Here is a 23,353-nt window from a genome sequence, read left to right on the forward strand (position 1 = left end):
AACAACTCCACCAACGGCGCCCCGGACACCCCCGCCCCGACCACACCAACACCGTTCCAGTCCAACAACAACCGATCCCGCTCACCATCGAGCAGAACCTCCACACACCCAATCGGCATCTCCGGACGCGCCACCACCTGCTCCAGCAACCGCACCCAACGCGCCATCAACACCTCAACCGTGGAACCGTCGAACAAATCCGTCGAATACTCCACCCACGCCTCGATACCCACCGGCTCACCAAACGCGTCAAAGCGTTCCACCAGCGAGATCAGCAGATCGAAGCGGGCGGTGCCGGTCCCTGCCTCCATCTCGGTCACCCGCAGCCCTGGCAGCTCAATGCTGCTGTCGGGTGCGTTCTGCACCACCAACGCGACCTGGAACATCGGCTGATGCCCGGCGGAGCGCTGCGGATTCAACACCTCCACCAAATACTCGAACGGCACATCCTGATGCGCATACGCCGCCAGACTCGACTCCCGAACCCGCCCCAGCAACTCCGAAAAACTCGGATCCCCCGACGTATCCGTCCGCAACACGAACGTATTCACGAAGAACCCGATCAGATCATCCAGCGCCTCGTCCGTCCGTCCCGCCTGCCCACTGCCCAACGGAATGTCCGTACCCGCACCCAGCCGCGTCAACAACGCCGCCATCGCCGCCTGCAACTGCATGAACACCGTCGCACCATCGCGCCCCACGCCTTCCGTCAGGCTCCGATGCAGCTCGGTATTGAGCTCGACCATCAGGCTGCCGCCTTGGTACGAGGCCACCGCGGGCCTCGGACGGTCGGTCGGCAGATTCAGCTGCTCCGGCAGATCCGCCAACTGCTCGGCCCAGTACGCCACCTGCTGCGACAGCACACTGCCCGGATCGGACTCGTCCCCCAACAACTCCCGCTGCCACAGCGTGTAATCCGCATACTGCACGGGCAGCTCCGACCAGGCCGGAGCCCGCCCCTCGCAATGGGCCGAATACGCCTCTACGATGTCCCTGCCGAGCGGGCCCAGTGACCAGCCGTCGCTGGCAATGTGATGCACCAGCACCAGAAGAACGCACTGATCCTCGCCAGTGCCGCTCTCCGCGATATTCCTGTCCGCGATGTCGAAAAGCCAGACCCGGATCGGTATCTCCGAGGAGAGTTCAAACCCGTATCGCGCTGCGGCTTCCAGCGACTGCGGCAGTTCGCTCTCGCTGACCGAGCAGGTCTCCCAGCCCAGCTCTACCCGGTTCGGCGCGACAATCCACTGGCGGGGCTCGGCCCCCTGTTCGGGAAATATGGTGCGCAGTGGTTCATGCCGGGTCACCACGTCCAGCAAGGCCGCTCGCAGTGCCGTCCGGTCCACCGTACCGATCAAGCGCAACGCCAAGGGCATGTTGTAGGACGCCGACGGGCCTTCCAGCTTGTACGCGAACCACAAGCGCCGCTGGGCGAAGGACAAGGGAACGCTCTCCGGGCGCGGCCTGGCCACCAATGCCGGGCGCTGCGTGCCACCGGTGTCCAGCCACTGCGCCAGCCCCGCAACCGTGGGGTCTTCGAACAGGGTGGCAATGGCGATCTCGACGCCCAGCACGCTCTTGATCCGTACCAGCAATCGGATCGCCGATAGCGAGTGGCCGCCGAGGTCGAAGAAGCTGTCATCGACACCGACCGCGGGGATACCCAGCACATCGGCGAACAGCCCGCACAGCACCTCTTCCTGAGGGGTGCCCGGCGCACGAGCACCAGTGTCGGCCACGAGGTGGTTCGGCGACTCCTCTGCCGTCACCCGCTCGTCCGTGCTCCTCTCCACGAGTTCCCACTCACCAGCGCGGTTCCACCGCGCCAGGTCCCCCGTGCGGTACATCCGCGCGCCGGGCTCGAAGGGGCAGGCCACGAAGCGCTCCACGGACGGTCCCTGACGGCCTCCGTAGCCACGGGCGAGGTCGGGTCCGGAAACGTACAGCTCCCCTGTCACTCCCGGTGGAACCGGACGCAGCTTCGCATCGAGCACATACGCCCGGCCACGGGTGGACGATTCCAGCGCGGTGCTCCTCCCGCCCGGCAGAACGTGGTCCCACTCGCCGTCGAGCAGCACTTCCAACTCGCCGATCGACCGCCCCGGATCCGCCACCACCTGTTCGAGGAGGCGCAGCCACCGATCGACCAGCGCCCGCGCCGTGGCACGGTCGAACAGATCGGTCGCGTATTCCAGCTCCGCATCGATACCGGCCGACGCGCCGGCGGCGTCGTGGTGTTCGAGCAGTGACGCCAGCAGGTCGAACTGCGCCATACCGGTGTGGACGAAGTCCGCGCGGGCCGTCAGCCCTGGCAGCTCGAAGTTTGGTTCCGGAGCGTTCTGCAGAACCAGCATCACCTGAAACAGGGGGTGATGCGATGCGGAGCGCTGGGGGTTCAGCGCTTCCACCAGGCTCTCGAACGGCAGGTCCTGATGGGCGTAGGCCGCGAGGCTCGTCCTGCGGACGCGGGCCAGCACTTCCGTGAAACTCGGATCGCCTGAGGTGTCCGTACGCAGCACCAGCGTGTTCAGGAACAGGCCGACGAGATCGTCCAGGGCCTCATCCGTACGGCCCGCGATCGGCGAGCCCAAGGGAATATCGGTACCCGCCCCCAGCCGGGTCAGCAGCGCCGCCATACTCGCCTGCAGCACCATGAAGACCGTCGCACCCGCGTCCCGGGCCAGGGCGGTCAGTCCGCGATGCAGCTTCGCGTCCAGCGCGAAGGACACGCTGGCCCCCTCGTACGACTGCACGGCGGGGCGTGGGCGATCGAGCGGGAGGTTCAAGCAGCCAGGTAGAGCGGCCAGTTGCTCGGTCCAGTAGTCGATCTGCTGGGAGAAGACGCTGTCCGGGTCCGACTCCTCGCCGAGCAGCTCCCGCTGCCACAACGTGTAATCGGCGTACTGCACAGGCAAGTGCGCCCACGCCGGGGGCTGTCCCGTGAGCCGGGCAGAGTACGCAGCACTGAGGTCGCGCCCGAGTGGGCCCAGTGACCAGCCATCGCTCGCGATGTGATGCAGCAAGAGCAGCAAGACGGAATCATTGCCAAAGCCCTGCTCACCGTTCTCATCGGCGATGCCGGCCATACCGGCGCTGTCGGTCACGTCGGCGCTGTCCGCGATGTGGAGGAACCATGCCCTCATCGGCGGCTCCGCCGACAGGTCGAAGGCATGGCGCGCGGCGGTCGCCAAGGCGTCCGGGAGTTCCGGCTCGGTGACCGTGTGGACCGTCCATGCAAGGTCGATCTGGTCGAGGTCCAGAATGGTCTGCTCAAGGCGCCCGTCGATTCTCGGGAACACCGTACGCAGCGATTCGTGGCGTCCGATCACATCCAGCAGGGCGGCATGCAGCGCCTGCTGGTCCACCCGCCCCGTCAGTCGCAACGCCAACGGCACGTTGTAGGTGGCCGACGGCCCTTCCATCTCGTACAGGAACCGCGACCGCCGCTGGGCGAAGGACAGCGGCACACGTGCGGGGCGCAGCCGCGCCCCCAGCGCCGGGCGCGGCCGGTCTTCGGCAGCAAGCCGGTGTGCCAGCGTTGCCACCGTAGGCGTGTCGAACACTGTCGCGATGGACACCTCCAGCCCCAGGGCGCCGCGGATCCGGTTAACCAGCCGGGTCACGAGCAGGGAGTGTCCGCCGAGGTCGAAGAAGTCGTCATCGATACCGACCTTGGGCGCCCCCAGGACGTCGGCGAACAGTCCGCACAGCACCTCTTCCCGCGGGCCGCGCGGCGCCCTGCCGGCCCGATCCAGCGCATGATCGGGGGCGGGCAGGGCGTTACGGTCCAGCTTGCCGTTCGGGGTCAGAGGGAGCGCTTCGAGGATGACCAAGGCCGAGGGAACCATGAACCGCGGCAGGCGCCGCGCGACATCGGCGCGCAGTTCGCCGGGGGCGAGGGCGGTGCGGTCCTTGGGCACCACATAGCCCACGAGGCGGGTCTCGCCCGGCGTGTCCTCCCGGACCACGACGACTGCCTGCGCCACATCGGGGTGCCCGGCCAGCACGGCCTCTACCTCTCCGGGCTCGATGCGGTGGCCGCGCACCTTGACCTGCTCGTCCGCGCGCCCCGCGAACTCCAGGTCGCCATCGCGGTTCCACCGCACCAGGTCACCGGTCCGGTACATCCGCGCGCCCGGCTCGAAGGGACACGCCACAAACCGCTCCGCGGTCAGACCCGAACGCCCTCGATAGCCTCGGGCAAGACCTGCGCCGGAAACATACAGTTCACCCGCCACCCCGACCGGGACCGGCTGCAACCGGTCATCCAACACATACACCCGGGTCCCGGGCACCGGCCCGCCGATCGTCACAGGTCCACCGGCCGACAACGGCCCACTCATCGACACACACACCGTCGACTCGGTCGGCCCATACGCATTGATGACCCGTCGGCCGCCCGCCCAACGCGCCACCAACTCCGGCGGACACGCCTCACCCGCCAGCTCCACCGTCAAGAGTTCCGGCAGCCGGTCCTCCACACCGGCCGGCACCGACGCCAACACCGACGCCGGCAACAGCACATGCGAAATCCGCCCCTCACTCAGAACACGACCAAGCCCCTCACCGGCCAACTGGTCCGGACGCGGAATCACCAGCGTCGCACCACTGACGAAAGCCATCGCCAGTTCCGAAACCACCGCGTCAAAGCTCGGCGATGAGAACTGCAGGATTCGGCTCTCCGCGGTCGTCTCAAGCCCGTCCCGCATCGCCGCAGCCAGATTCGCCATCCCACTGTGCGAAACCACCACACCCTTGGGCCGACCCGTCGAACCGGAGGTATAGATCACATACGCGGGATGCTCCAGGTGCAGGGGGCCGGTCCGTTCGGCATCGGAGAGTGCGTGACGCGGCAGGGCGGCGAGCGCGGCGATGGTCTGCTCATCGTCGAGCGTGACCCGTACGGCCTCCGCGTCGGGCAGTGCGGCGAGGGTCGGGCTGTCGGTGAGCAATACGGCGGGCCGGGCGTCGGTGAGCAGGAATCCGATCCGCTCGGCCGGATAGTCGGGGTCCACGGGGAGATAGGCGCCGCCTGCCTTGAGGACCGCGAGGAGTGCCACCAGCAGCTCCGGGGAGCGGGGCAACACCAACGCCACCACCGACTCCGGGCCGACGCCCCGTTGGGCCAGCCATCGCGCCAACTGGTTGGCCCGTGCGTCCAGCTCTGCGTAGGTCAGGTTCTCGTCCTCGCCCACCGCCGCGATCTGTTCCGGAGTGCAGGCGGCCTGGCGCGCGAACAGCTCCGGCAGCGTGGCCTTCGGCGGTGGCGCCGCGGTTGCCATCCCTGCGACCAGGAGGAGCTCCCGCTCGCCGGGCAGGAGGATTCCCGTGGCGCCCACCGAGGTGTCGGGGTCGGCGGCGGTCTGCTCGAGCACCCGTATCAGCCGCTCGGCGATCTCCGCCACGGCGGTCCGGTCGAAGATGTCAGGCCGGAAGAAGAAGCGCAGCGTCAGGCGGTCCCCCGGTTGTACGGCGAGGGAGAGGGGATAGTGAACGGCTTCCCTGACCCTGATGTCGATGTCGAGCTCGTCCTGCTTCGGATCCGACGGCGTGAGGCTGTCGACGGGGAAGTTCCCGAACACCACGCTGGTGTCGAAGTGACCGCCGTCAGAATCATGGAGGCTCTGAATTTCGGCCAGCCCGAGGTGGTCGTGTTCCAGCAGTCCGAAGCGCTGCTGCTGAATCTGCTCGAAAAGAGCGCGCAGGGAGTCGTCGCGGCGCAGCTGCGCCCGTACCGGCACCGTGTTGATCAGCATCCCGATCGCCGTTTCGGCGCCCGGCAACTCTTCCGGCCGCCCGCTGACCGTGGTGCCGAAGACCACATCGTCGCGGCCCGTCATTCGGCCGAGCAGCAGGGCCCAGGCTGCCTGGAAGACGGTGTTGAGGGTGACATTGCTCTGTCGGGCCTGTTGTTTCAGGCTTGTGGTGAGCTCCGGTGTCAGTTCGAGGGTGATGTCGTGGGAGGCGGAGCCGGAAGACCTCGGGACGCCTGGTGCGAGATAGGTGGGCTCGCCCAGGCCGTCCATGACAGCGCGCCAGGCACCCCGGGCGGCGGAACGGTCCTGGGCCGCCAGCCAGGTCAGATAGGAGCGGTAAGGGAGCGTCGCCGGCAGGACGGAGCTGTCGCCGTCGTGCGCGTGGAGCAGGAACAGCTCACGCAGGAGCAGGGTCATGGACCAGCCGTCCAGCACTAGGTGGTGGTGAATCACCACCAGCCGGTGCCGTTGTGCACCTTGCCGAATCAGGGTGAAGCGCATCAGGGACGGCGCCTCGGCGTCGATACCCTGGGCCCAGTCCTCGTCGGTCAGTTCGGCGCATCGGGCCTCGGCCGCCGTCGGCGCCAGGTCGCCCAGGTCGAATTCGTTCCACTGGAGCGGCACATCGCGCCGGATCACCTGGATGGGCTCGCCGGACTTTCGGCTTCGGAAGCTCGCGCGCAGATTTGCGTGGCGGTCCAGCAGGACGGCCGCGGCCGCGCGTAGCGCCTTCGCGTCCAGCACACCGCGCAGCTCGACGGTGTACTGCGCGACATAAAGGTTCTTCGACGAGCTCTCGAGCCGTGCGTGGAACAGCAACCCCTCTTGTAGCGGGGAAAGCGGCAGGATGTCTTCAATAATCGATGGGGTTGTCATGATCTTCTAACTCCCTACCGGGCGTTCAACTCGGCTTCGAGATCGTCGATCTCGCTCTGGCTAATGGAGGACAAGGTCATGTCGGACGGCGTGGGCCCGGTGCAGCCCGGCCGTTTCGCATAGGCGGTGAGGGCCGTGAGCATGCACAGCCAGGAATCGGCCAGTTCGTGCGCCTCGGATGCGGCAGGATCGCCGTCCGCCCAGGTCCAGGTGGTGCGCAGCACCGCTCCGCCGGGCCGGTCACAGGCCACGGCATGGACCTCGATGCGGTGGGTCATGGCCAGACCACCGGCTTCGTCCGGTCCGATGTCGTGTTCGGGATCGATCGGCCATGTGCCGAGCTGCCCGTCGAGGAAACGGCCGAGGTAGCTGAACTTCAGTTCCGGGCGGTGGAATGCGGCCAGTTCCGTGCCGCTTTGCGCATTCAGATGGCGGAGGAGGCCGTAGCCGAAGCCGTTGTCGGGAACGTGCCGCAGCCGGTGTCGTATCTGTTGCAGTGCTCTGCCTACGGCCGGCCCGCCCCGGCGTATGTCATTCCAGTCCAGGTGGCCCAGCGGGAAAAGTACGGGGAAGGGGGCGGCGAACCGACCGAGGGTGTGGGACGGGTCCGCGCCTTCGCGGATGACGACCCGGCCGCTGCCTTCGAGTTCGATGACGACGGTTTCGCCGTCCTCGTGGCCGTGTCGCTGTTGCCGCTCCGCGATCGCGAGTACCAGTCCCGCCAGTAGCAGATCGCCGGTATCGGTGCCGAGTGCCGCCGGCGTCGTGGCCAGCAGCGCCTCGGTGAGGTCGGCGGGCACGGTGAGCCGGCGCTCCCCACCATGGGTCCTGCCCTGCCCCTGGGACGGTGCCCCGGCCACCGTCCCGGCCACCGCCCGTGTCCAGTCCGGCAGCTCGGCGATGCGCCGGAGCGCTCGCGCCTCCGTGGCCAGCAGCTGCGACCAGCTTCGGTAGGAAATGCGGCCGGCGGAGAGCCTCGGCGGGCCGTCCCCGACGGCCAGCGCGTCCCAGACCGTCCGCAGATCGGCGATGAGGATACGCCATGAGGCGCCGTCGATTGCCAGTTGGCTCACGACAAGCGCCAGGGATCCGGAGCGCTGTACGCCGCGGTCGAACCACACCGCTTGAACGACCACTCCGTCCTCGAGGGACAGCCGACTCCTGGCGGCGTCGATTCCCTCCGCGACGAGCGGCGCCATGTCCGCATCGTCAACGCCCCGCGCGTCGATCCGTGTGAGACACGCGTCCGCATTCGCGGCGCCCACCGGCAAAGCCGTCGGATTCCACGGCTTGGCGCCGGTGGTCTCCACGCGCAGCCGCAGCGCGTCGTGACCGTCCAGCAGTGCCTGCAGCACCGCCAGGAGAGCGGTTCGGGTGAGTCCAGCCGGCGCACTCAGCACCAGGGACTGGCTGAGCCGGTCGAGGGGGCCGCCTCGACCGCATACTTCCTGGATACCCGGCGTCAGGCGAAGGGGCCCGCCGGCGTTGTCGTCGCTCTCGCCCGGTGCCGTGTCCACCGGTGTGGAGACGGCGGCCAGCCCTGCCAGGCTGCGCTGTCCGAGCACGTCACGGGTGGTGAGTGACAGCCCCGCCCGGCGCGCCCGGCCCACCAGTTGGACCGCGGCGATGCTGTCGCCGCCCAGGCTCAGTAGGCCATGATCGGTGCCCACCGTCGGTACGCCGAGCAGTTCGGCGACCACTCCGCAGAGGATCTCCTCCTGCCGTGTGCGTGGTGCACGTCCGGCGGCGACGGCGCTCAGATCGGGCGCCGGCAGCGCACGCCGGTCCAGCTTGCCGTTCACGGTCAAGGGAATGGCGTCCACGGTGATGAATGCGGACGGCACCATGTGCTCCGGCAGGGTCCTGCCCAGGTGCTCGCGCCATCCGTGCGGGTCGTCGGCGGCCCGGCCCGCCGACGCGACGACGTAGGCGGCCAGCCGCGAGTCTCCCGGCCCGGTCTCCCACGGCAGTACGACCGCCTGGGCGACGCCGGGGTGACTGGTCAGCGCGGCCTCGATCTCGCCCGGTTCGACGCGGAAGCCGCGCACCTGGATCTGCGCGTCGACGCGACCCACGAACTCCAGCTGCCCGGCGGTGGTCCAGCAGGCGAGGTCGCCGGTCCGGTACATCCGCCGGCCCGGCTCGTAAGGAGAGGCCACGAAGCGCTCTGCGGTCAGACCCGGACGGCCCAGATATCCGCGGGCCAACCCCGGGCCCGACACATACATCTCGCCGACGCTCCCGGCGGGCATGCGCTCGAGGCCGGGCCCCAGGACATCAATGGTGAGGTCGCACAGGGCGGTCCCGATGGGACTGCGGTCGACCGACCCGGGTGTATGGCTGTCCAGCTCGGCGTAGGTGGCGTGTACGGCGGCCTCGGTGATGCCGTACATGTTCGCCATCACCGGCGCATCGTCGGGATGCCGTTCGTACCATTCGGCGAGACGCCGCATGTCAAGGACCTCACCGTCGAACACCACAACACGCAAGCTGAGCTCACGCGCTGTTTCCTGGTGTTCCCGTTCCGCCTGTATCAGCTGATAGAAGGCCGACGGAGTCTGGCTCAGCACCGTGACGCGTTCCGCCACGAGCAGCTCGAGGAATTCCCAGGGCGACCGGGTGACCTCATGACTGACGACCACCAGGCGTCCACCGTACAAAAGTGGACCCCACATTTCCCACACCGAGAAATCGAAGGAGAAGGAGTGGAACATCGTCCAGACATCGTCGGACCCGAACGCGAACCGGTCCTCGGTTGCGGAGAACAACCGCACCGCACCGTGGTGCGCCATCACCACGCCCTTGGGCTTACCCGTGGAACCCGAGGTGTAGATCACATATGCCGGGTGAGCCGCCGAAGCCGGCCATCGCCGGTCGGCGTCCGTGGGATCGGTGTCGGGCTGCAGGTTCAGGGCCGCGGCGGTCTCCGGCGCACCCAGGTCCAGCCGCAGCAGCTTCTCCGTCCGCAGATCGCTGCCGGTATCGCCGGTCACCAGCACTGCCGTGGGCCGGGCATCCGTGATCAGGTAGTCGATTCGCTCGGCCGGGTAGTTCGGATCGACGGGTAGGTAGGCGGCACCGGCCTTGGCCACGGCCACGATCGCCACGACCATCTCCAGCGATCGTGGCAGGACGATGGCGACGATGTCTTCCGCGCCGAAGCCCTGGCCGATCAGGTGGTGCGCGAGGCGGTTCGCCGCGCGGTTGACCTCGTCGTACGTCATTCGTTCGCCGTCATGCACAACCGCCACGTTGTCCGGCGAGCGCCTCACCTGAAACTCGAACAGTTGCGGAAGGGTGTGGTGCACAGTCATGCGAACCCCATAGCGACAGATGCCCCGGACATACCGAACGGAAGGTGAGACCGAGGCCCCAGATCAAGCCAGCTCAATCACAGCAGGCCGACTCACAACTGTTCTCAGGCACTACTGTTCTCACTCATGGCGTTTTGCAGACTGACCGGCCGCATATCCGTCCAGTGCGTCTCGACATAGTCGAGACAAGCCTGCCGACTCGCATCTTCCAGGGTGACCATCCATCCCTCCGGGACGTCAATCGAAACGGGCCACAGTGAATGCTGGCCTTCTTCGTTGACCAGCACCGAGTAGCTGCCATCAGGATTTTCGAACGGATTGGATGCCACGGAGATCTCCCCCTTGCTCGACTCCGGAATGCCGGAACACCCGGGATTGCAGACGTTTTTGGGCCAGGGCTGATACCACTACCTGGTTCAGACAGGCCGTTACGGGACCGTGAGACGGCCTTCCACTAGGGCGATGGGGCGCCCCCGTACCGCACATTCGTGCAGGCGCACAAGAGCGCAGCGCGTTGCGACGATGCGGACTCAGCGCCTCGGTGAGGCTCCCAACTGGTCATGGACACCGGTTGTCATGGGGCGATGGCCGACACGGCGGGCGACGAGGGCGATATCTCCGGTTGTCGGCCACTCGCTCGACACGCCTCGCAGCATGACGCCTTACCACTCGGCGGCGCGGGAGCCCGGTCCGCCCGAGCGGGTCGGTCCGTCGCCCGTGCAGTCGGAAGCCCGCTTAGCCTGGAGATCAGGGCGGCAGCGATGGCATTCACCTGCTTTGCCGGTGATACCCGGTCCCGTCAATTTGTCCATGTTCACGCGCCGTTCCCCGTCATGGTCGATGTCGACGTCCCTCTTGGGTCGCGGGGCGTAACCGTGCCCTCGCTGTCCACGAAAGTGGCGCCTCAATGCACCCATGCGCTCTGCCGTTCCGCAATGGCGAACGCCCCTCTACCATGCCGGAGTGCGGCGGCGAGGTCGTGAGCGCTGAGTCCACAATTGTGTTGGCAATGAGTTCAATCGTGGTGGTGGAGGGCCTGGCGTCGGTGGTCCTTGGGTGTGGCGCCGTAGGCGGCGCGGTAAGCGCGGCTGAAGTCGGTTGCGCGGGGGAAGCCCCAGCGGGAGGCGATCATGTGAATGGGGGCGGTGTGGAGTGCCGGGTCGGCGAGGTCGCGGCGGGCCGCCTCCAGGCGCAGGCTGCGGATGCACGCGGCGACCGTGACGTCTTCGTCCCTGAAGAGGCGGTGAGCACCCGCGACATCTTCGTGTGCAGATGCCTTTGACGCCACTTGGGCACCCCGGCCGTCACGGAATGGAACCAGGATGTCCCGCGCGCCGTATGATCCCTTGAGGCCCCTTTGACCAGAGGTTTCAGAGATGGTGAGAGACAGTTGTTGGACGAGACGGTGTTTCGGAGTGAGGATATGGCTGCGGCGGACCGGTTCGACAACTGGTCCGAGCTCTTAGGCCGTACCCATGCGCCGATGGAGCTGCGCAGCGAATACGCCGACGATTTCCGGGCTTCCCAGCGTGTGCTGGATCTCGGTGCTGTCACCGTGTGGCCTGCCACCTTCCAGTCACTCATCTTTCTGCGCACGCCGAAGCTGATACGGCGGTCCGATCCCGAGAGCTACCATCTCTCACTCGTCGTGCGCGGGACCGGTGCAAACGTGTGGGGACACAGGGAATCCGCGTACAAGCCGTACGACCTGCACATCAACTCGTCCTCATTGCCGTGCGAGATCCACACCTCCGGGGACTCGGTCACGATGGTGGGGCTGGAGGTTCCCCAGGCGCTGCTGCCGCTGCCTCGCGACATGGCCGCCCGGGTGGTCGGGGCGCCAGTGTCGGCACGGGAAGGGATGGGTGCCCTGCTGGCGCAGTTCCTCACACAGCTGACCGCGAACACGGCCCCGTACCAGCCCTCCGACGGGCCCCGGCTGGGCACGGTCCTGACCGATATGGTCGCCGCGCTCCTGGCCCACACTCTCGAAGCCGACCATTCCCTCCCCCCGGAGACCCATAAGCGAACCCTCACCTTGCGCATCAAGGCATTCATCCGGGATCACCTGCACGACTCTCGCCTCACCCCGGCCACCATCGCCGCCGCGCACCACATCTCCACCAGCTATCTGCACCGCCTCTTCAGGGACGAAGACGTCACGGTCGCCGCGTGCATCCGCAGCCTGCGCCTGGAGGCGGCCCGCCGCGACCTCGCCGACCCGGCACTCCACACCGCCCCCATTCACATGATCGCCTCCCGCTGGGGCTTCCCCCGCGCAACCGACTTCAGCCGCGCTTACCGCGCCGCCTACGGCGCCACACCCAAGGACCACCGACGCCAGGCCCTCCACCACCACGATTGAACTCATTGCCAACACAGTTGTGGACTCAGTGCTCACGACCTCGCCGCCGCACTCCGGCATGGTGGAGGGGCGTTCGCCAATGCCAACCGGAGAGTGCGGGAACAGTGACCGAAGATGAGGGCACTCAACGCCGCAATGACCATCACCTCATGGCAGCCGGCTTTCATGACCAAAGGTGATGCGCTCATACGTTTCTCCGCATGAGCGGAGAAGGGCGGTAGTGATGAGTGTGGAGTTGACTCTCCGTGGCCACCCCTCCCGAGATCGGGAGAGGCGCCCACTCACGCATTGGCGGTGACGCTGAACCGGAGTACGGAGGAAGGGTCGTGTCGAGGGTGTCGCTGTTCTCTTGTGTGAAATTCGCCCTGCTGCACACCTCCCGAACACCCGGCGCACCGCGCCCATGAGGCCGCCGTCGACGTCCCGGAAGACACCGACGACGAGGCCGCAAGGCCGACCGATCACATGGATCTCGTGAGCACTCGCTCGACGCCCCTCCTGTGCCCCCCTCAACGAGAAGGTGCCGGTCGCCATGCGCACTCTCCTGATCGACAACTACGACTCTTTCACCTACAACCTGTTCCAGATCATCGGCGAGGTGACCGGCCGGCCGCCGGTGGTGATCCGCAATGACGACGACTGGTCACGGATCTCGGTCGGGGAATTCGACGGGATCGTCATCTCACCCGGCCCCGGACGCCCGGACCGCTCCCGCGACTTCGGTATCAGCCGACGGGCCATCGAGGAGAGCGGCCTGCCACTACTCGGTGTCTGCCTCGGCCACCAGGGCATAGCCCAGCTCTTCGGCGCAACCGTCGACCTGGCGCCCACCCCCATGCACGGGCGGGTCTCCGACATCCGACACACCGGGACCGAACTGTTCAAGGGGCTACCCTCGCCGCTGCCGGTCGTGCGCTACCACTCGCTGGCCGTCTCGGACCTGCCACCGGAGCTCGAAGCCATCGCCTGGACCGACGACGGTGTGGTGATGGGACTGCGCCACCGTGAAAGGCCCATCTGGGGCGTGCAGTTCCACCCCGAATCCATCGGCAGCGAGGGCGGCAGGGAACTCCTGGCCAACTTCCGGGATCTGGCCCTGGCCACCGCGCGACCCTCCGCGCCGGCCCTCTCCACCGCATCCCGTGCCCCCGCCTCGTACCCGTACCCGTACCCGTACCCGTACCCGTACCCGTACGAGGTGCATGTCCGCCGGATCCACGGACTGCCCGACGCCGAACTGATCTACCGCACGTTCTTCGCGGGCTCCGACTCGGCCTTCTGGCTGGACAGCAGCACTGTCGTCGACGGGCTCTCACGCTTCTCCTTCCTCGGCAACGGAGACGGCCCGCTGGGTGAGTACCTCACCTATCGCGTCGCCGACGAGACCGTGACCGTCCGCCACTCCAACGGCCAGTGCATCGAGATCCGCCAGCCGTTCTTCTCATACCTGGAGGAACAGCTCGGCCGGCGCCGCGTTCCCGCCCCCGAAGGGCTGCCTTTCGAGTTCAACCTCGGCTACGTCGGCTACCTGGGATACGAACTGAAGGCCGAGACGATCGGCGACGCCGCGCACCACTCCGCCGATTCGGACGCTGCCCTGGTTTTCGCCGACCGGCTGATCGTCCTGGACCATCAGGAACGGCAGGCGTTCGCCCTCTGCCTCGGCCTGCGGGGCCAGGACCAGGCACCCAAGACATGGCTGGAAGACACCACACGGCGGCTCACCACGCTCGTGGACCGGGATGTTCCGGCCCCGGCCACACCGGTGCTCTCCGGCGATGGCCTCGGATTCGGCGGTGCCGTGACCGTCCGGCACGACAAGGACGCCTACCTCAAACGCATCGACGCGTGCCTGGCGGAGATCACGAACGGCGAGTCGTACGAGATATGCCTGACCAACATGGCCTCCGTGCCCACCGAAGTCGCCCCACTGACGCTGTACTCCTCGCTGCGCCGCATCAGTCCCGTGCCCTACGGGGCGCTTCTCGAATTCCCCGGCATGGCTGTGCTCAGCGCCTCCCCGGAGCGGTTCCTGACCATCGACGCGTACGGCGGCGTGGAGTCCAAACCCATCAAGGGCACCAGGCCTCGCGGTGCTACCCGCGAGGAGGACGAAGCGCTCCGGCAGGACCTCCTCACCCGGGAGAAGGACCGAGCCGAGAACCTGATGATCGTCGACCTGCTGCGCAACGACCTCAACACGGTCTGCGAGGTCGGCTCCGTCCATGCACCCCGACTGTTCGACGTCGAGACCTACGCCCCGGTGCACCAGTTGGTCTCGACCATCCGCGGCACGCTCCGCCCGGGCCAGTCCACCGTCGGCTGCGTCCGCGCGGCGTTTCCCGGCGGCTCCATGACCGGTGCGCCCAAGAAGCGCACCATGGAGATCATCGACCGGCTGGAGAACGGCCCACGAGGGGTGTACGCGGGGTCGCTCGGCTGGTTCTCCCTCAGCGGCGCGGTGGACCTCAGCATCGTGATCCGCACCCTGGTGGTGAAGTCCGGGACGGCGGAGTTCGGCATCGGCGGCGCCATCACCGCCCTCTCCGACCACGAGGAAGAGTTCACCGAGACCCTGGTCAAGGCACGCGCACTGCTGATCGCGATCGAGACGGCGGGGGAAGCGGCCGACGCGGCCGGGAACGCCGGATCGGTCCCGGCGACCGCTGCTGCTACCGCGGGCTGGTTCGCATGACGGCCCCCGGGCCGCGACTGCGGCGCTGTGTCGTGGTCGGCGGCTCCGGCGCCGTCGGAAGCATGTTCCTCCAACTGCTTCGCGTCACGGCTGACGAACTCTGCGCGGTCGACACCAGTCCGCCCCGCACGGGCGCGGCGGATGAGGAGACCACCTGGCTCATCGCGGACGTCACCACCCTGGACCCCGGCGGAGAAGCCGCCCGGGCAATCGCCGCGGCCAACCTGGTGCTGTTCGCGGTCCCCGAACCCGTGGCCCTCGCGGCTGCCGGACCCATCACCGCCCTGATGCGGCCCGGCGCCGTCCTCGTCGACACGCTCTCGGTGAAGAGCCGCCTGATCGCCGAACTCGCCAACTGCCCCGACGGGACCGAGCAGGTGAGCATCAACCCGATGTTCGCGCCGTCGCTCGGCATCGCCGGACGGACCGTCGCCGCCGTGGTGCTGCGCGAAGGGCCGGGTGTCACCACCTTCCTGAACCTGATCGAGGAGTGGGGCGGGCGGCTGCTGCGGCTCAGCCCGGACCAGCATGACCGGATCACCGCCGTCACCCAGGCGCTGACCCATGCCACCGTCCTCGGCTTCGGGTTCGCCCTCTGCGAAGCCCCCGTCGACATCGGACAGCTGACAGCGGCGGCGCCCCCACCGCACACCACGCTGCTCTCGCTGCTCGCCCGGATGGCCGGGGGCGCCCCCGAGGTGTACTGGGACATCCAGTCGGCCAACCCTCATGCCGCACAGGCGCGTGACAGCTTGGCGACCGCACTGCGGCAGCTCGCCGACCTCGTGGCCGGCGGGCAGGAACAGGACCTGGCAGCCGCGTTCGACCGGATACGGAACTTCCTGGGCCCCGAACTCGCGCACTACCAGACGCGCTGCGAGCGGGTGTTCGCGGCGCTCCAGGACACACCGACGCAGGACGGCGGTTCTGCCCCAACGGCTCCTGACGGCTCCACAGACCCTGTGACATGCGACGAACGAAAGTGGTGTGCCCCATGACCGGCGTGACGTATGAGCAAAACGGCGAACAGCGGCTGGCGCGGTTGCGGGCCGAACTCGACGGTATCGACCAAGAACTCCTCGACACACTACGGCGGCGGATCGATTGCTGTGTTCGCATCGCGCGACACAAATCTACGTATAACGTCCCGATGATGCAGCCGGGCCGGATAGAGCTGGTCAAGGACCGAGCGGCACAGTACGGGGAGACGCACAGTATCGACATCGGATTCCTGGAGAACCTCTACGACCTCATCATCGGCGAGACCTGCCGGGTCGAAGACCTGGTCATGGGCAATGGCGCGACGTGATGACCTCCTTACCGACGGGTGCGTCACCCGTCACCCTTCTTCGGTGTTTACGGGGAGAGACATGACCAGCAGGTCTCTGGCCCCGGATCCAGTGACCGCGTGACTCTCCCCGCAGCGGGAGGACGCCAAGTTCACCGACTACCGCTTCAGCCGCGACCCCCGGCTGAAGCCCGAGCAGTCGGCCGAGGCGATCTCCCCGTTCGTCGCGCTCCTCTAGTAGGGCTTGGTCATCTTCATTCGTGAGTGGCGTGTCTGTGGATGCTTGGGTGTCGTTGGGGTGGTGTGACACCTGAGGAGATGGCCGGGGTCCGGGAGGACCTGGAGGCGTTTGCTGCGGAGTTGTTCGACGGGTTCTTCCGTGCGGATCAGCGGCGGTGGGGGCAGGCGTATGTGCGGGGGTTGCTGCTGGACGGGCGGCGCAAGTCGGTTGAACCGATGGCGGCCCGTCTCGGTGAGGACGGCAACCGGCAGGCCCTGGCCCACTTTGTGACGACGAGCCCGTGGGATCCGGCGCATGTGCGGGCCCGGACGGCCTGGAGAATGCAGGAGGCTATCGGCCCGGAGGCGTTGATCGTCGACGACACCGGGTTCTTGAAGGACGGGGACGCGTCGGCGTGTGTGTCGCGGCAGTACACCGGCACCGCGGGCAAGGTCACCAGATGCCAGGTCGGGGTGTCGCTGCACCTGGCCCGGGATCATGCCTCGGCTGCGGTGAACTGGCGGCTGTTCCTGCCCGCGTCCTGGGATCCGGCCTCTCCGGAGGCGGACCCGGGCAAGGTTGCCCGCCGCAGCCGCTGCGGCATTCCCGCAGGAGTGGGGCATGTGGAGAAGTGGCAGCTGGCCCTGGACATGATCGACGAGACCCGGTCGTGGGGCATCGATGTTCCCTTGGTCGTCGCGGACGCCGGCTACGGGGATGCCGCAGCTTTCCGCCACAGCCTGGAGGAACGCAACCTGCCCTATGCGGTGGGCATTTCCTCTCGCCACACTGCTCATCCGGCCGACGCCCGGCCGGCCCGGCCCGCCTACGCGGGCACCGGCCGGCCACCGGCAATGCAGTACCCCGAGCCCGCGCAGACCATGAAAGAGCTGGTCATCGCAGCCGGACGGGCAGCTGCCAGGCCGGTGTCCTGGAGGGAAGGCTCCCGGCCCGGCAAGGGAATCAGCGCCTTCAAACGTATGTACTCGCGGTTCGTTGCCCTGCGCGTGCGACCCGCCGGACGAGGCGTCCGCAAGACCACCGACGGTCCTGAACTGCCCGAACGCTGGCTGCTGGCCGAGTGGCCCGCCACCGAACCCGAGCCGGTGCAGTTCTGGCTGTCGGACCTGCCCTCCGGGATGCCGCTGGCCACTTTGGTGCGGCTGGCCAAGCTGCGCTGGCGCATCGAGCACGACTACCGCGAGATGAAACAGGCTCTGGGGCTTGCCCACTTCGAAGGCCGCACCTGGAGCGGCTGGCACCACCACGTCACCCTCGTCTCCGCCGCCCACGCCTTCGGCACCCTGCAGCGACTGGCCCACTACCCAAAAGCCGCGGCGCAGGTCTGAGCCTCTACCAGGTCGTCCACGAACTCCAGACACTCCTCGCCACCTGGAACGGCACCTGCCCCACCTGCCACCACGACATACCCACCCCCATACGAACCTGACCAAGCCCTACTAGAACTGCCCACATTTCTGGAGACACCGGAGATACCTCGGCCCGTTCACCTCAGCGGACCCGTGGCATCTCCTTGCGCGGATCCGTCCGGAGAAGCGCGCACCGGCTCGCGCGGCTTCGGCCTGCCCTGGCCGGGCCGGTGGCCCGGGCGCCGGGACCACCGACAGCCGCATCGTCGGCACGGAGCGCCACTTGTCGAAGATGGGTGATGCCGTGCTCGACCGGGACGTGAGCGAGGGTGCACCATCAGCCCCGATGTGCGACTGCGAAACCCTGGCCGAGCTCACCGACCATCTAGGCGCGACCGGGAAGACAGACATCGTCGACGGCACCGAGATCCGTTTCCGCCGCCCTGCCAGGCTCCTCCTCAGCGGAGCGGGCGCCGACGTTCACGGCGGCCCGGACTGCGCGACTGTCTTGGAGAGCCCGCTCGCCATGCACCACGGCAAACATGCTTCCGTCTGGGCCGTACAGGATCTCCTCAACCTCCTCCAGCCATATGACGAAGCAACAGCGGTCCAGAGAGCTGGGGTGAGTGAGTCAGCGGACATGTGCGCCGCCCCAGGACGGCTGGGCTGCTTGCCACGGGGAACGGCACTGGCCTGCGTCTGTGGGATTCCCGATCCGCAGAGCCGACGGTCGCACGCTGCTCATGTGCAGCACGGCGGCCCGCCCGATAGCCGGCCCGGGTCTCGATCATTCCCAGAACCTCCCGGCCCACCCCGTCCCCTCCACTTCAGGAGCGCCCGGGCGAAGATCCGGACCATGTCCGGACCAGTCCACGCCAAGGTTCCGCACCAACTACCGTTTCCGCTGGTCAGCACAGGTGCGACTGAAGTGCCACCAGCAGACGAAGAACCAGCTGGTGTCGTACTCACCGAAGAAGCTGGCTTCTTCTAGGCCCAGCAAAAGAGTGCCTGCCAGGGGTCTTCCCTGGCAGGCACGCCTCGGGGCGGGCAGACCCGCCCGCCGGTCGTCTGCTCACCAGTACGCGCGCACGGGAAGCGGGTTCGGTGGAGACGGCGCGTCGCGACGCGAACGGCGCGTTGGAGGGCCTCTGCGCGCACACTCCGCGAGGGGGCTGTGCCGGAGGCGAGCCAGAACGCGATTCCCGCGTGGCGCAGGCCGTAGGCGTTTCGACAGCACGAGGGCGTGCTCGTCGAGGGTGAGTGTGGCCTTACGTGCCCGTCTCCACGAAGTCCGGTCAGTCAATTCGCGTCGAAGGACTCGCGTTCCACCGCAGTACCGAACACCTCGTCGACCGCCGGCCTCTTGCGCTTGACTGTCTTCACAGCAGTAGCGGTCACATCGGCCTTGCGGCACAGAGCATCGAGTCCCCGGCGCAGCACGTCGGGCTCCTCCAACTCACGGACCGATAGCGAGTGACGCTGCAGCCAGTCGAGCGCGACCCGCTCAGGTACACCTTCGCCATTCGATGAGGCAGACCGTCCGCTCGCCTCTGACGCCAGGTACTGCGCCGACGGCTCTCAGGCCGACGCGCTGACCCCTGACTCGAACGGGTCGCTCGGCACGATTCAGGTCTATGCATCGTGTTCGACCACCACCTTGTCCACCTCGTCGCTGAAGCAGTCAGCGCGGGAGCAGTCCTGGCCGCGGTGCGCCGTAAAGGCTCTCGCCGCGGCCGGTCGGATCCGGTCCAGTCATTCTGCCCGGCAGGCGCTCCCCGCCATGCCGCGATCACCCCCCGCTACTACGGCCGCGGGGAACGCCGGCAGGGCCTCGATGGTCAGGGCGTGCTGTCATCCCGGATGCGGTGGATGATCGGGACATGAGTGGCGAAAAGAACCTGGAGTGCCCTACGGTGCCGACCCGGCGCCGTTACGCGGGGCGGCTGACGGGGGCGCCCGTGCTTCCACTCGGTCCCGGCTCCTGGGCGGCGCGTACCCCGGGAAGTTTTCCCTGCCGGGAAGAGCCGGGCGCCGTCACCGGGGCGCCCTCCACTCCCCCAAGGAACCTGCCCCTTGTCGCGCCCCGCGCTCGGCAGCGGGCCGACACGGCCGCCCTCTCCGACGGATCGACGAGTCCTGCCGGGCGCTCCCCTGTCCGCGGCGTCCGCACCGCGAGCCACGTCCCCGCTCCGAGGCCGTACGAGGCAGCCCTGGTGCCGTCCGAGCCCCCGTTGTCGGGCGGACACCGAAGGCGGGGGCGGTGAATCAGGACCGCCTCCTCCGGCAGTACGCGGCGCTCATGAGCGCCGTGCCGCAGTCGGTCTGGGTGCTGTCGGCCGACGGGGTCGTCACTCTTGTGGCGGGTAGCGGCATAAGGGAGAGGCTGTGGCACCCCGATGGCGGAGAGTCGTGGATGGACGCCGTACATCCGAAGGACCGCGACTGGTTCCAGCGGGCTTGGCGCAGGGCCGCTGCGAAGAGCTCCCCGGTCGACACAGTCGTACGAGTACGGCTCAAGGAAAACCCCGACCGCTTCCGCCACATCAAGATCGTCGCCGCGCCCGTGCTGGACGAGGAGGGTGACGTGGAATGGGTCGGCACGGCCGCCGACGCCGAGGACCACTGGCGCATCCGGATGCGGGAGAAGCTGCTGGCCCGCATGGCGGCGGTACCGGCCGCACATGACCTGTCCGAGGCATTCCTGACGACCGCGGCCGCCGTCGTCCCCGAACTCGCGGATGCCGTCGCCATCTTCCACGTGCGGGGCGAGCCCGGGCCCGGCCACGGGCTGCCCGAAGGTGTGACGTCTGCGGCATCGACGGAGAGTGTGGGGCTGGCCCCCGGGCTGCCGTCCCTGTACCCGTTGGACAGGGACATCCTGCGAGGGGCGGACCCACGACAGGTCATCGAGACCCAGGAAGCCCGGCTGTTGACGTTCCCGCCCGGAGAACCTCCGGAGAACGGCCTTTCGAAGGCGTCCGTACGGTGGCTGCGCAAAGCCGGTGCGACCGGCGTCGCGCTGCTTCCCGTCGTGGTGGACGGCAGGGCCGTCGCCCTCGCGACCACGGCTACTTGTCGAGGGAATCCGCCGCCGGACGTGGCCGATCTGAACCTGCTGCAGGACGTCTTCCAGCAGATGAGCGGGCCCTTGCGCCGAACCATGGAACTGCAGAGCGTCCGCGACAAGGCTCTCGCTCTGCAGCAGTCCTTCCTCGCTCCCCCGCCGGCCGTCGACGGCATCTCGATCACAGCTCTCTACCATCCGGCCGACTCGGCCGCAGAAGTCGGTGGAGACTGGTACGACGCGGTCAGGCTCTCGGCAGACTCGCTCGCCCTGTCCATCGGCGACATCGCGGGCCATGACTTGAACGCGGCCGCCGCGATGGGCCGCGTCAACAGTCTGCTGCGAGGACTCGCCTACGACAGCGGGCCGGCCGCCAGCCCGGCGGCTACCCTGAGCCGGCTCGACCGCATCGTGCAGGCACTCGACGGGCCGTCGATGGTCACGACGGTGCACGCGGTCGTCCGTCGGCTGGCCCCTCGCGTCTGGCGCGTCACCCTGTCCAACGCCGGTCACCCGCCGCCGCTGCTGATCCCTCACGACGGACCGCCGCGATACCTGCACGACCTCACGGCCCCGGACCCTCCGCTCTGCGTCACCGATGACCTGCCCCGAACCGATCTCCACACGGTCATCCAGGAAGGCGACACCCTGGTCTTCTACACCGACGGGCTGGTGGAAGCACCAGGTACGGACATCGGCGACAACCTACGGCGTCTGCGTCAGCGCACCGAAGCCCTGGCGCGGGCCGGAGTGCCTCTGGCCACACTGATCCGAAAACTCCTGCCGCCCGTCCAGAACCGGCGGGACGACATCGCCGTCATCGCCCTGCAAGCCCGGTCGGGCCCGTAGCCCATTGCAGGAAAGAACACGCCGGGTGCGTCACCTCGGCCCGGGTGCCGCCGGACGTGACACAGCCCGGTCGCCTCGCTTGCACACCCGACGCCACGCCCTATCGTCGAACCAGCCGTACCTGACCGAAAGAGGCGTCGTATGAGCACACCCCAAGACCGGCAGAGCGGACTCGCCACCTCCCGGGCCCACTCCGCCCGGGTCTACGACTACATCCTGGGCGGGAAGGACCACTATCCCGTAGATGCCGAAGCCGGTGACGCGATGTGCCGCCACTGGCCCGCCCTGCCCGTCCACATGATGGAGAACCGCCGGTTCATGCACCGCGCCGGTCGCTTCCTCGCCGAGGAGTGCGGCATCCGCCAGTTCCTCGACGTCGGTACGGGGCTGCCGACCCCGCCCAACCTGCACCAGGTGGTACAGGAGGTGGCACCTGAGTCACACGTGGTGTACGTGGACAACGACCCCATCGTGCTCGCCCACGCGCGTGCCCTGCTCCAGAGTTCGGCCGAGGGCGCCACCGCGTACGTGGACGCCGACATGCACGACCCCGACGCCATCCTCGAGAGCCAGGAGTTCCGGGAACTGATCGACCTGAAGCGACCCGTCGGCCTGATGGTGATCGGCATCATGCACTTCATCCTGCCGCCAGAAGACCGGCGTCTGATCACAAGGCTGCTGGATCCGCTGCCGTCCGGCAGCTACCTGGCCATGACCATCGGCACCGCAGACTTCGCACCCGAGGAGGTCACCCGGGTCGCGCAGGAGTACCGCCAGCAAGGCATGCCCTTCGTCCTGCGCGATCTACGGACCGCCACCTCGTTCTTCGACGGGCTGGATTTGCAGGCCCCGGGAGTCACCCAGGTGCACACCTGGCGCCCAGGCCCGGAGCAGAGTGCCATCGACGGCCGGGACATCGCCATGTACGGCGCGGTGGCCCGGAAGCCCTGAGGCCTGCCCGCCGTCCGATCGGAAGTTCCCAGGCTTCTTAGGTTGGCATGAGCCCGGCAGAGGCATCCGGTCTTCGGGCGTTACTTCTCTTCTGCCATAGGCGATTGCCCATGATCAGCCTCCGCCGAGACGCTGGTCTGGACCGTGACGAAGTAAAAAGGGCCGTTCACAAGCACTTTCAACCCCGCGCATACCTTCGTGGACCGACAGCGCCGGCGGGCTCTGTGTCGCCAGGGGACGCCGGCGAAAAAGTCGTCGCGCTGCCGCACGGAGAGCGATGAGCAACCGCTCGTCTGATCGTGCTCCACTTTCGTTGCGCTCGGGCGCACGTCGCTAGGTTCAGCGGCCGGCTCCGTCGATCAGCCCCGGGGCGATTCGCGCGCACCGTGCGGTGTACTCGCCAAGGCGACGGGCACGGAACCGCTCGGAATCCCAGTCATCTCGCCGGAGATCAGCGTCACCTCGTAACGATTGTCCTCGAAGGCGCCGAGCATCGACCGCTCCCTCAGGCCTAGGGCCTGTCTTCAAAGGCTGTTGATGGGGCATCATATGGCGCATGGTGCGGCGACATGAGCTCTCGGATGAAGAGTGGGACGTTCTGTCGG

Annotated in this window: 11 protein-coding genes and 1 pseudogene; 7 read left to right on the forward strand and 5 right to left on the reverse strand. The window is 67.8% G+C overall.

The features are described 5' to 3' along the window. The 4 genes and pseudogenes from ACIRJT_RS38420 to ACIRJT_RS38435 all read right to left on the reverse strand — a co-directional run. The coding region (locus ACIRJT_RS38420) for an amino acid adenylation domain-containing protein (protein ID WP_403919179.1) at positions 1–6,632 on the reverse strand (6,632 nt) is incomplete at its 3' end. 14 nt (positions 6,633–6,646) lie between these two features. Next, entirely contained in the window at positions 6,647–9,946 is a 3,300-nt protein-coding gene (locus ACIRJT_RS38425; RefSeq protein WP_403919182.1) for an amino acid adenylation domain-containing protein, read from the reverse strand. A gap of 104 nt (positions 9,947–10,050) precedes the next feature. Next, complete coding sequence (locus tag ACIRJT_RS38430; protein WP_403919184.1) at positions 10,051–10,275, reverse strand: MbtH family protein; 225 nt, start codon at positions 10,273–10,275, stop codon at positions 10,051–10,053. Between the two features lie 686 nt (positions 10,276–10,961). Beyond that, positions 10,962–11,195 (reverse strand): annotated as a pseudogene (locus ACIRJT_RS38435) (helix-turn-helix domain-containing protein); the annotation flags it as partial. A gap of 141 nt (positions 11,196–11,336) precedes the next feature. On the opposite strand from ACIRJT_RS38435, the gene ACIRJT_RS38440 reads away from it, so the two are divergent. The 5 genes from ACIRJT_RS38440 to ACIRJT_RS38460 all read left to right on the forward strand — a co-directional run bounded on the left by ACIRJT_RS38440 (position 11,337) and on the right by ACIRJT_RS38460 (position 17,863). Beyond that, entirely contained in the window at positions 11,337–12,311 is a 975-nt protein-coding gene (locus tag ACIRJT_RS38440) for a helix-turn-helix domain-containing protein (protein WP_403919187.1), read from the forward strand. 532 nt (positions 12,312–12,843) lie between these two features. Further along, positions 12,844–15,006, forward strand: a complete 2,163-nt coding sequence (gene pabB / locus ACIRJT_RS38445) for an aminodeoxychorismate synthase component I (RefSeq protein ID WP_403919190.1) — start codon at positions 12,844–12,846, stop codon at positions 15,004–15,006. Next, positions 15,003–16,004 (forward strand): prephenate dehydrogenase dimerization domain-containing protein, encoded by a 1,002-nt coding sequence (locus tag ACIRJT_RS38450; protein WP_403919193.1) that lies wholly within the window; start codon positions 15,003–15,005, stop codon positions 16,002–16,004. Before pabB ends, ACIRJT_RS38450 begins: the two co-directional genes overlap by 4 nt. Then, complete coding sequence (locus ACIRJT_RS38455) at positions 16,001–16,315, forward strand: chorismate mutase family protein (protein ID WP_403919196.1); 315 nt, start codon at positions 16,001–16,003, stop codon at positions 16,313–16,315. Before ACIRJT_RS38450 ends, ACIRJT_RS38455 begins: the two co-directional genes overlap by 4 nt. Before the next feature lie 282 nt (positions 16,316–16,597). Continuing rightward, positions 16,598–17,863, forward strand: a complete 1,266-nt coding sequence (locus ACIRJT_RS38460; RefSeq protein ID WP_403919199.1) for an IS701 family transposase — start codon at positions 16,598–16,600, stop codon at positions 17,861–17,863. A gap of 1,320 nt (positions 17,864–19,183) precedes the next feature. Here ACIRJT_RS38460 and ACIRJT_RS38465 read toward each other — a convergent pair. Next, positions 19,184–19,324 (reverse strand): hypothetical protein, encoded by a 141-nt coding sequence (locus ACIRJT_RS38465; RefSeq protein ID WP_403919202.1) that lies wholly within the window; start codon positions 19,322–19,324, stop codon positions 19,184–19,186. Positions 19,325–20,144: 820 nt separating this feature from the next. Here ACIRJT_RS38465 and ACIRJT_RS38470 point away from each other — a divergent pair. Continuing rightward, positions 20,145–21,797, forward strand: coding sequence for a SpoIIE family protein phosphatase (locus ACIRJT_RS38470; RefSeq protein WP_403919203.1), 1,653 nt, complete (start codon positions 20,145–20,147; stop codon positions 21,795–21,797). Between the two features lie 141 nt (positions 21,798–21,938). Next, positions 21,939–22,748, forward strand: coding sequence for an SAM-dependent methyltransferase (locus ACIRJT_RS38475; RefSeq protein ID WP_403919205.1), 810 nt, complete (start codon positions 21,939–21,941; stop codon positions 22,746–22,748). Positions 22,749–23,353: the final 605 nt, after the last annotated feature.

This window comes from Streptomyces sp. NPDC102283 (assembly GCF_044766265.1).
Lineage (GTDB): Bacteria > Actinomycetota > Actinomycetes > Streptomycetales > Streptomycetaceae > Streptomyces.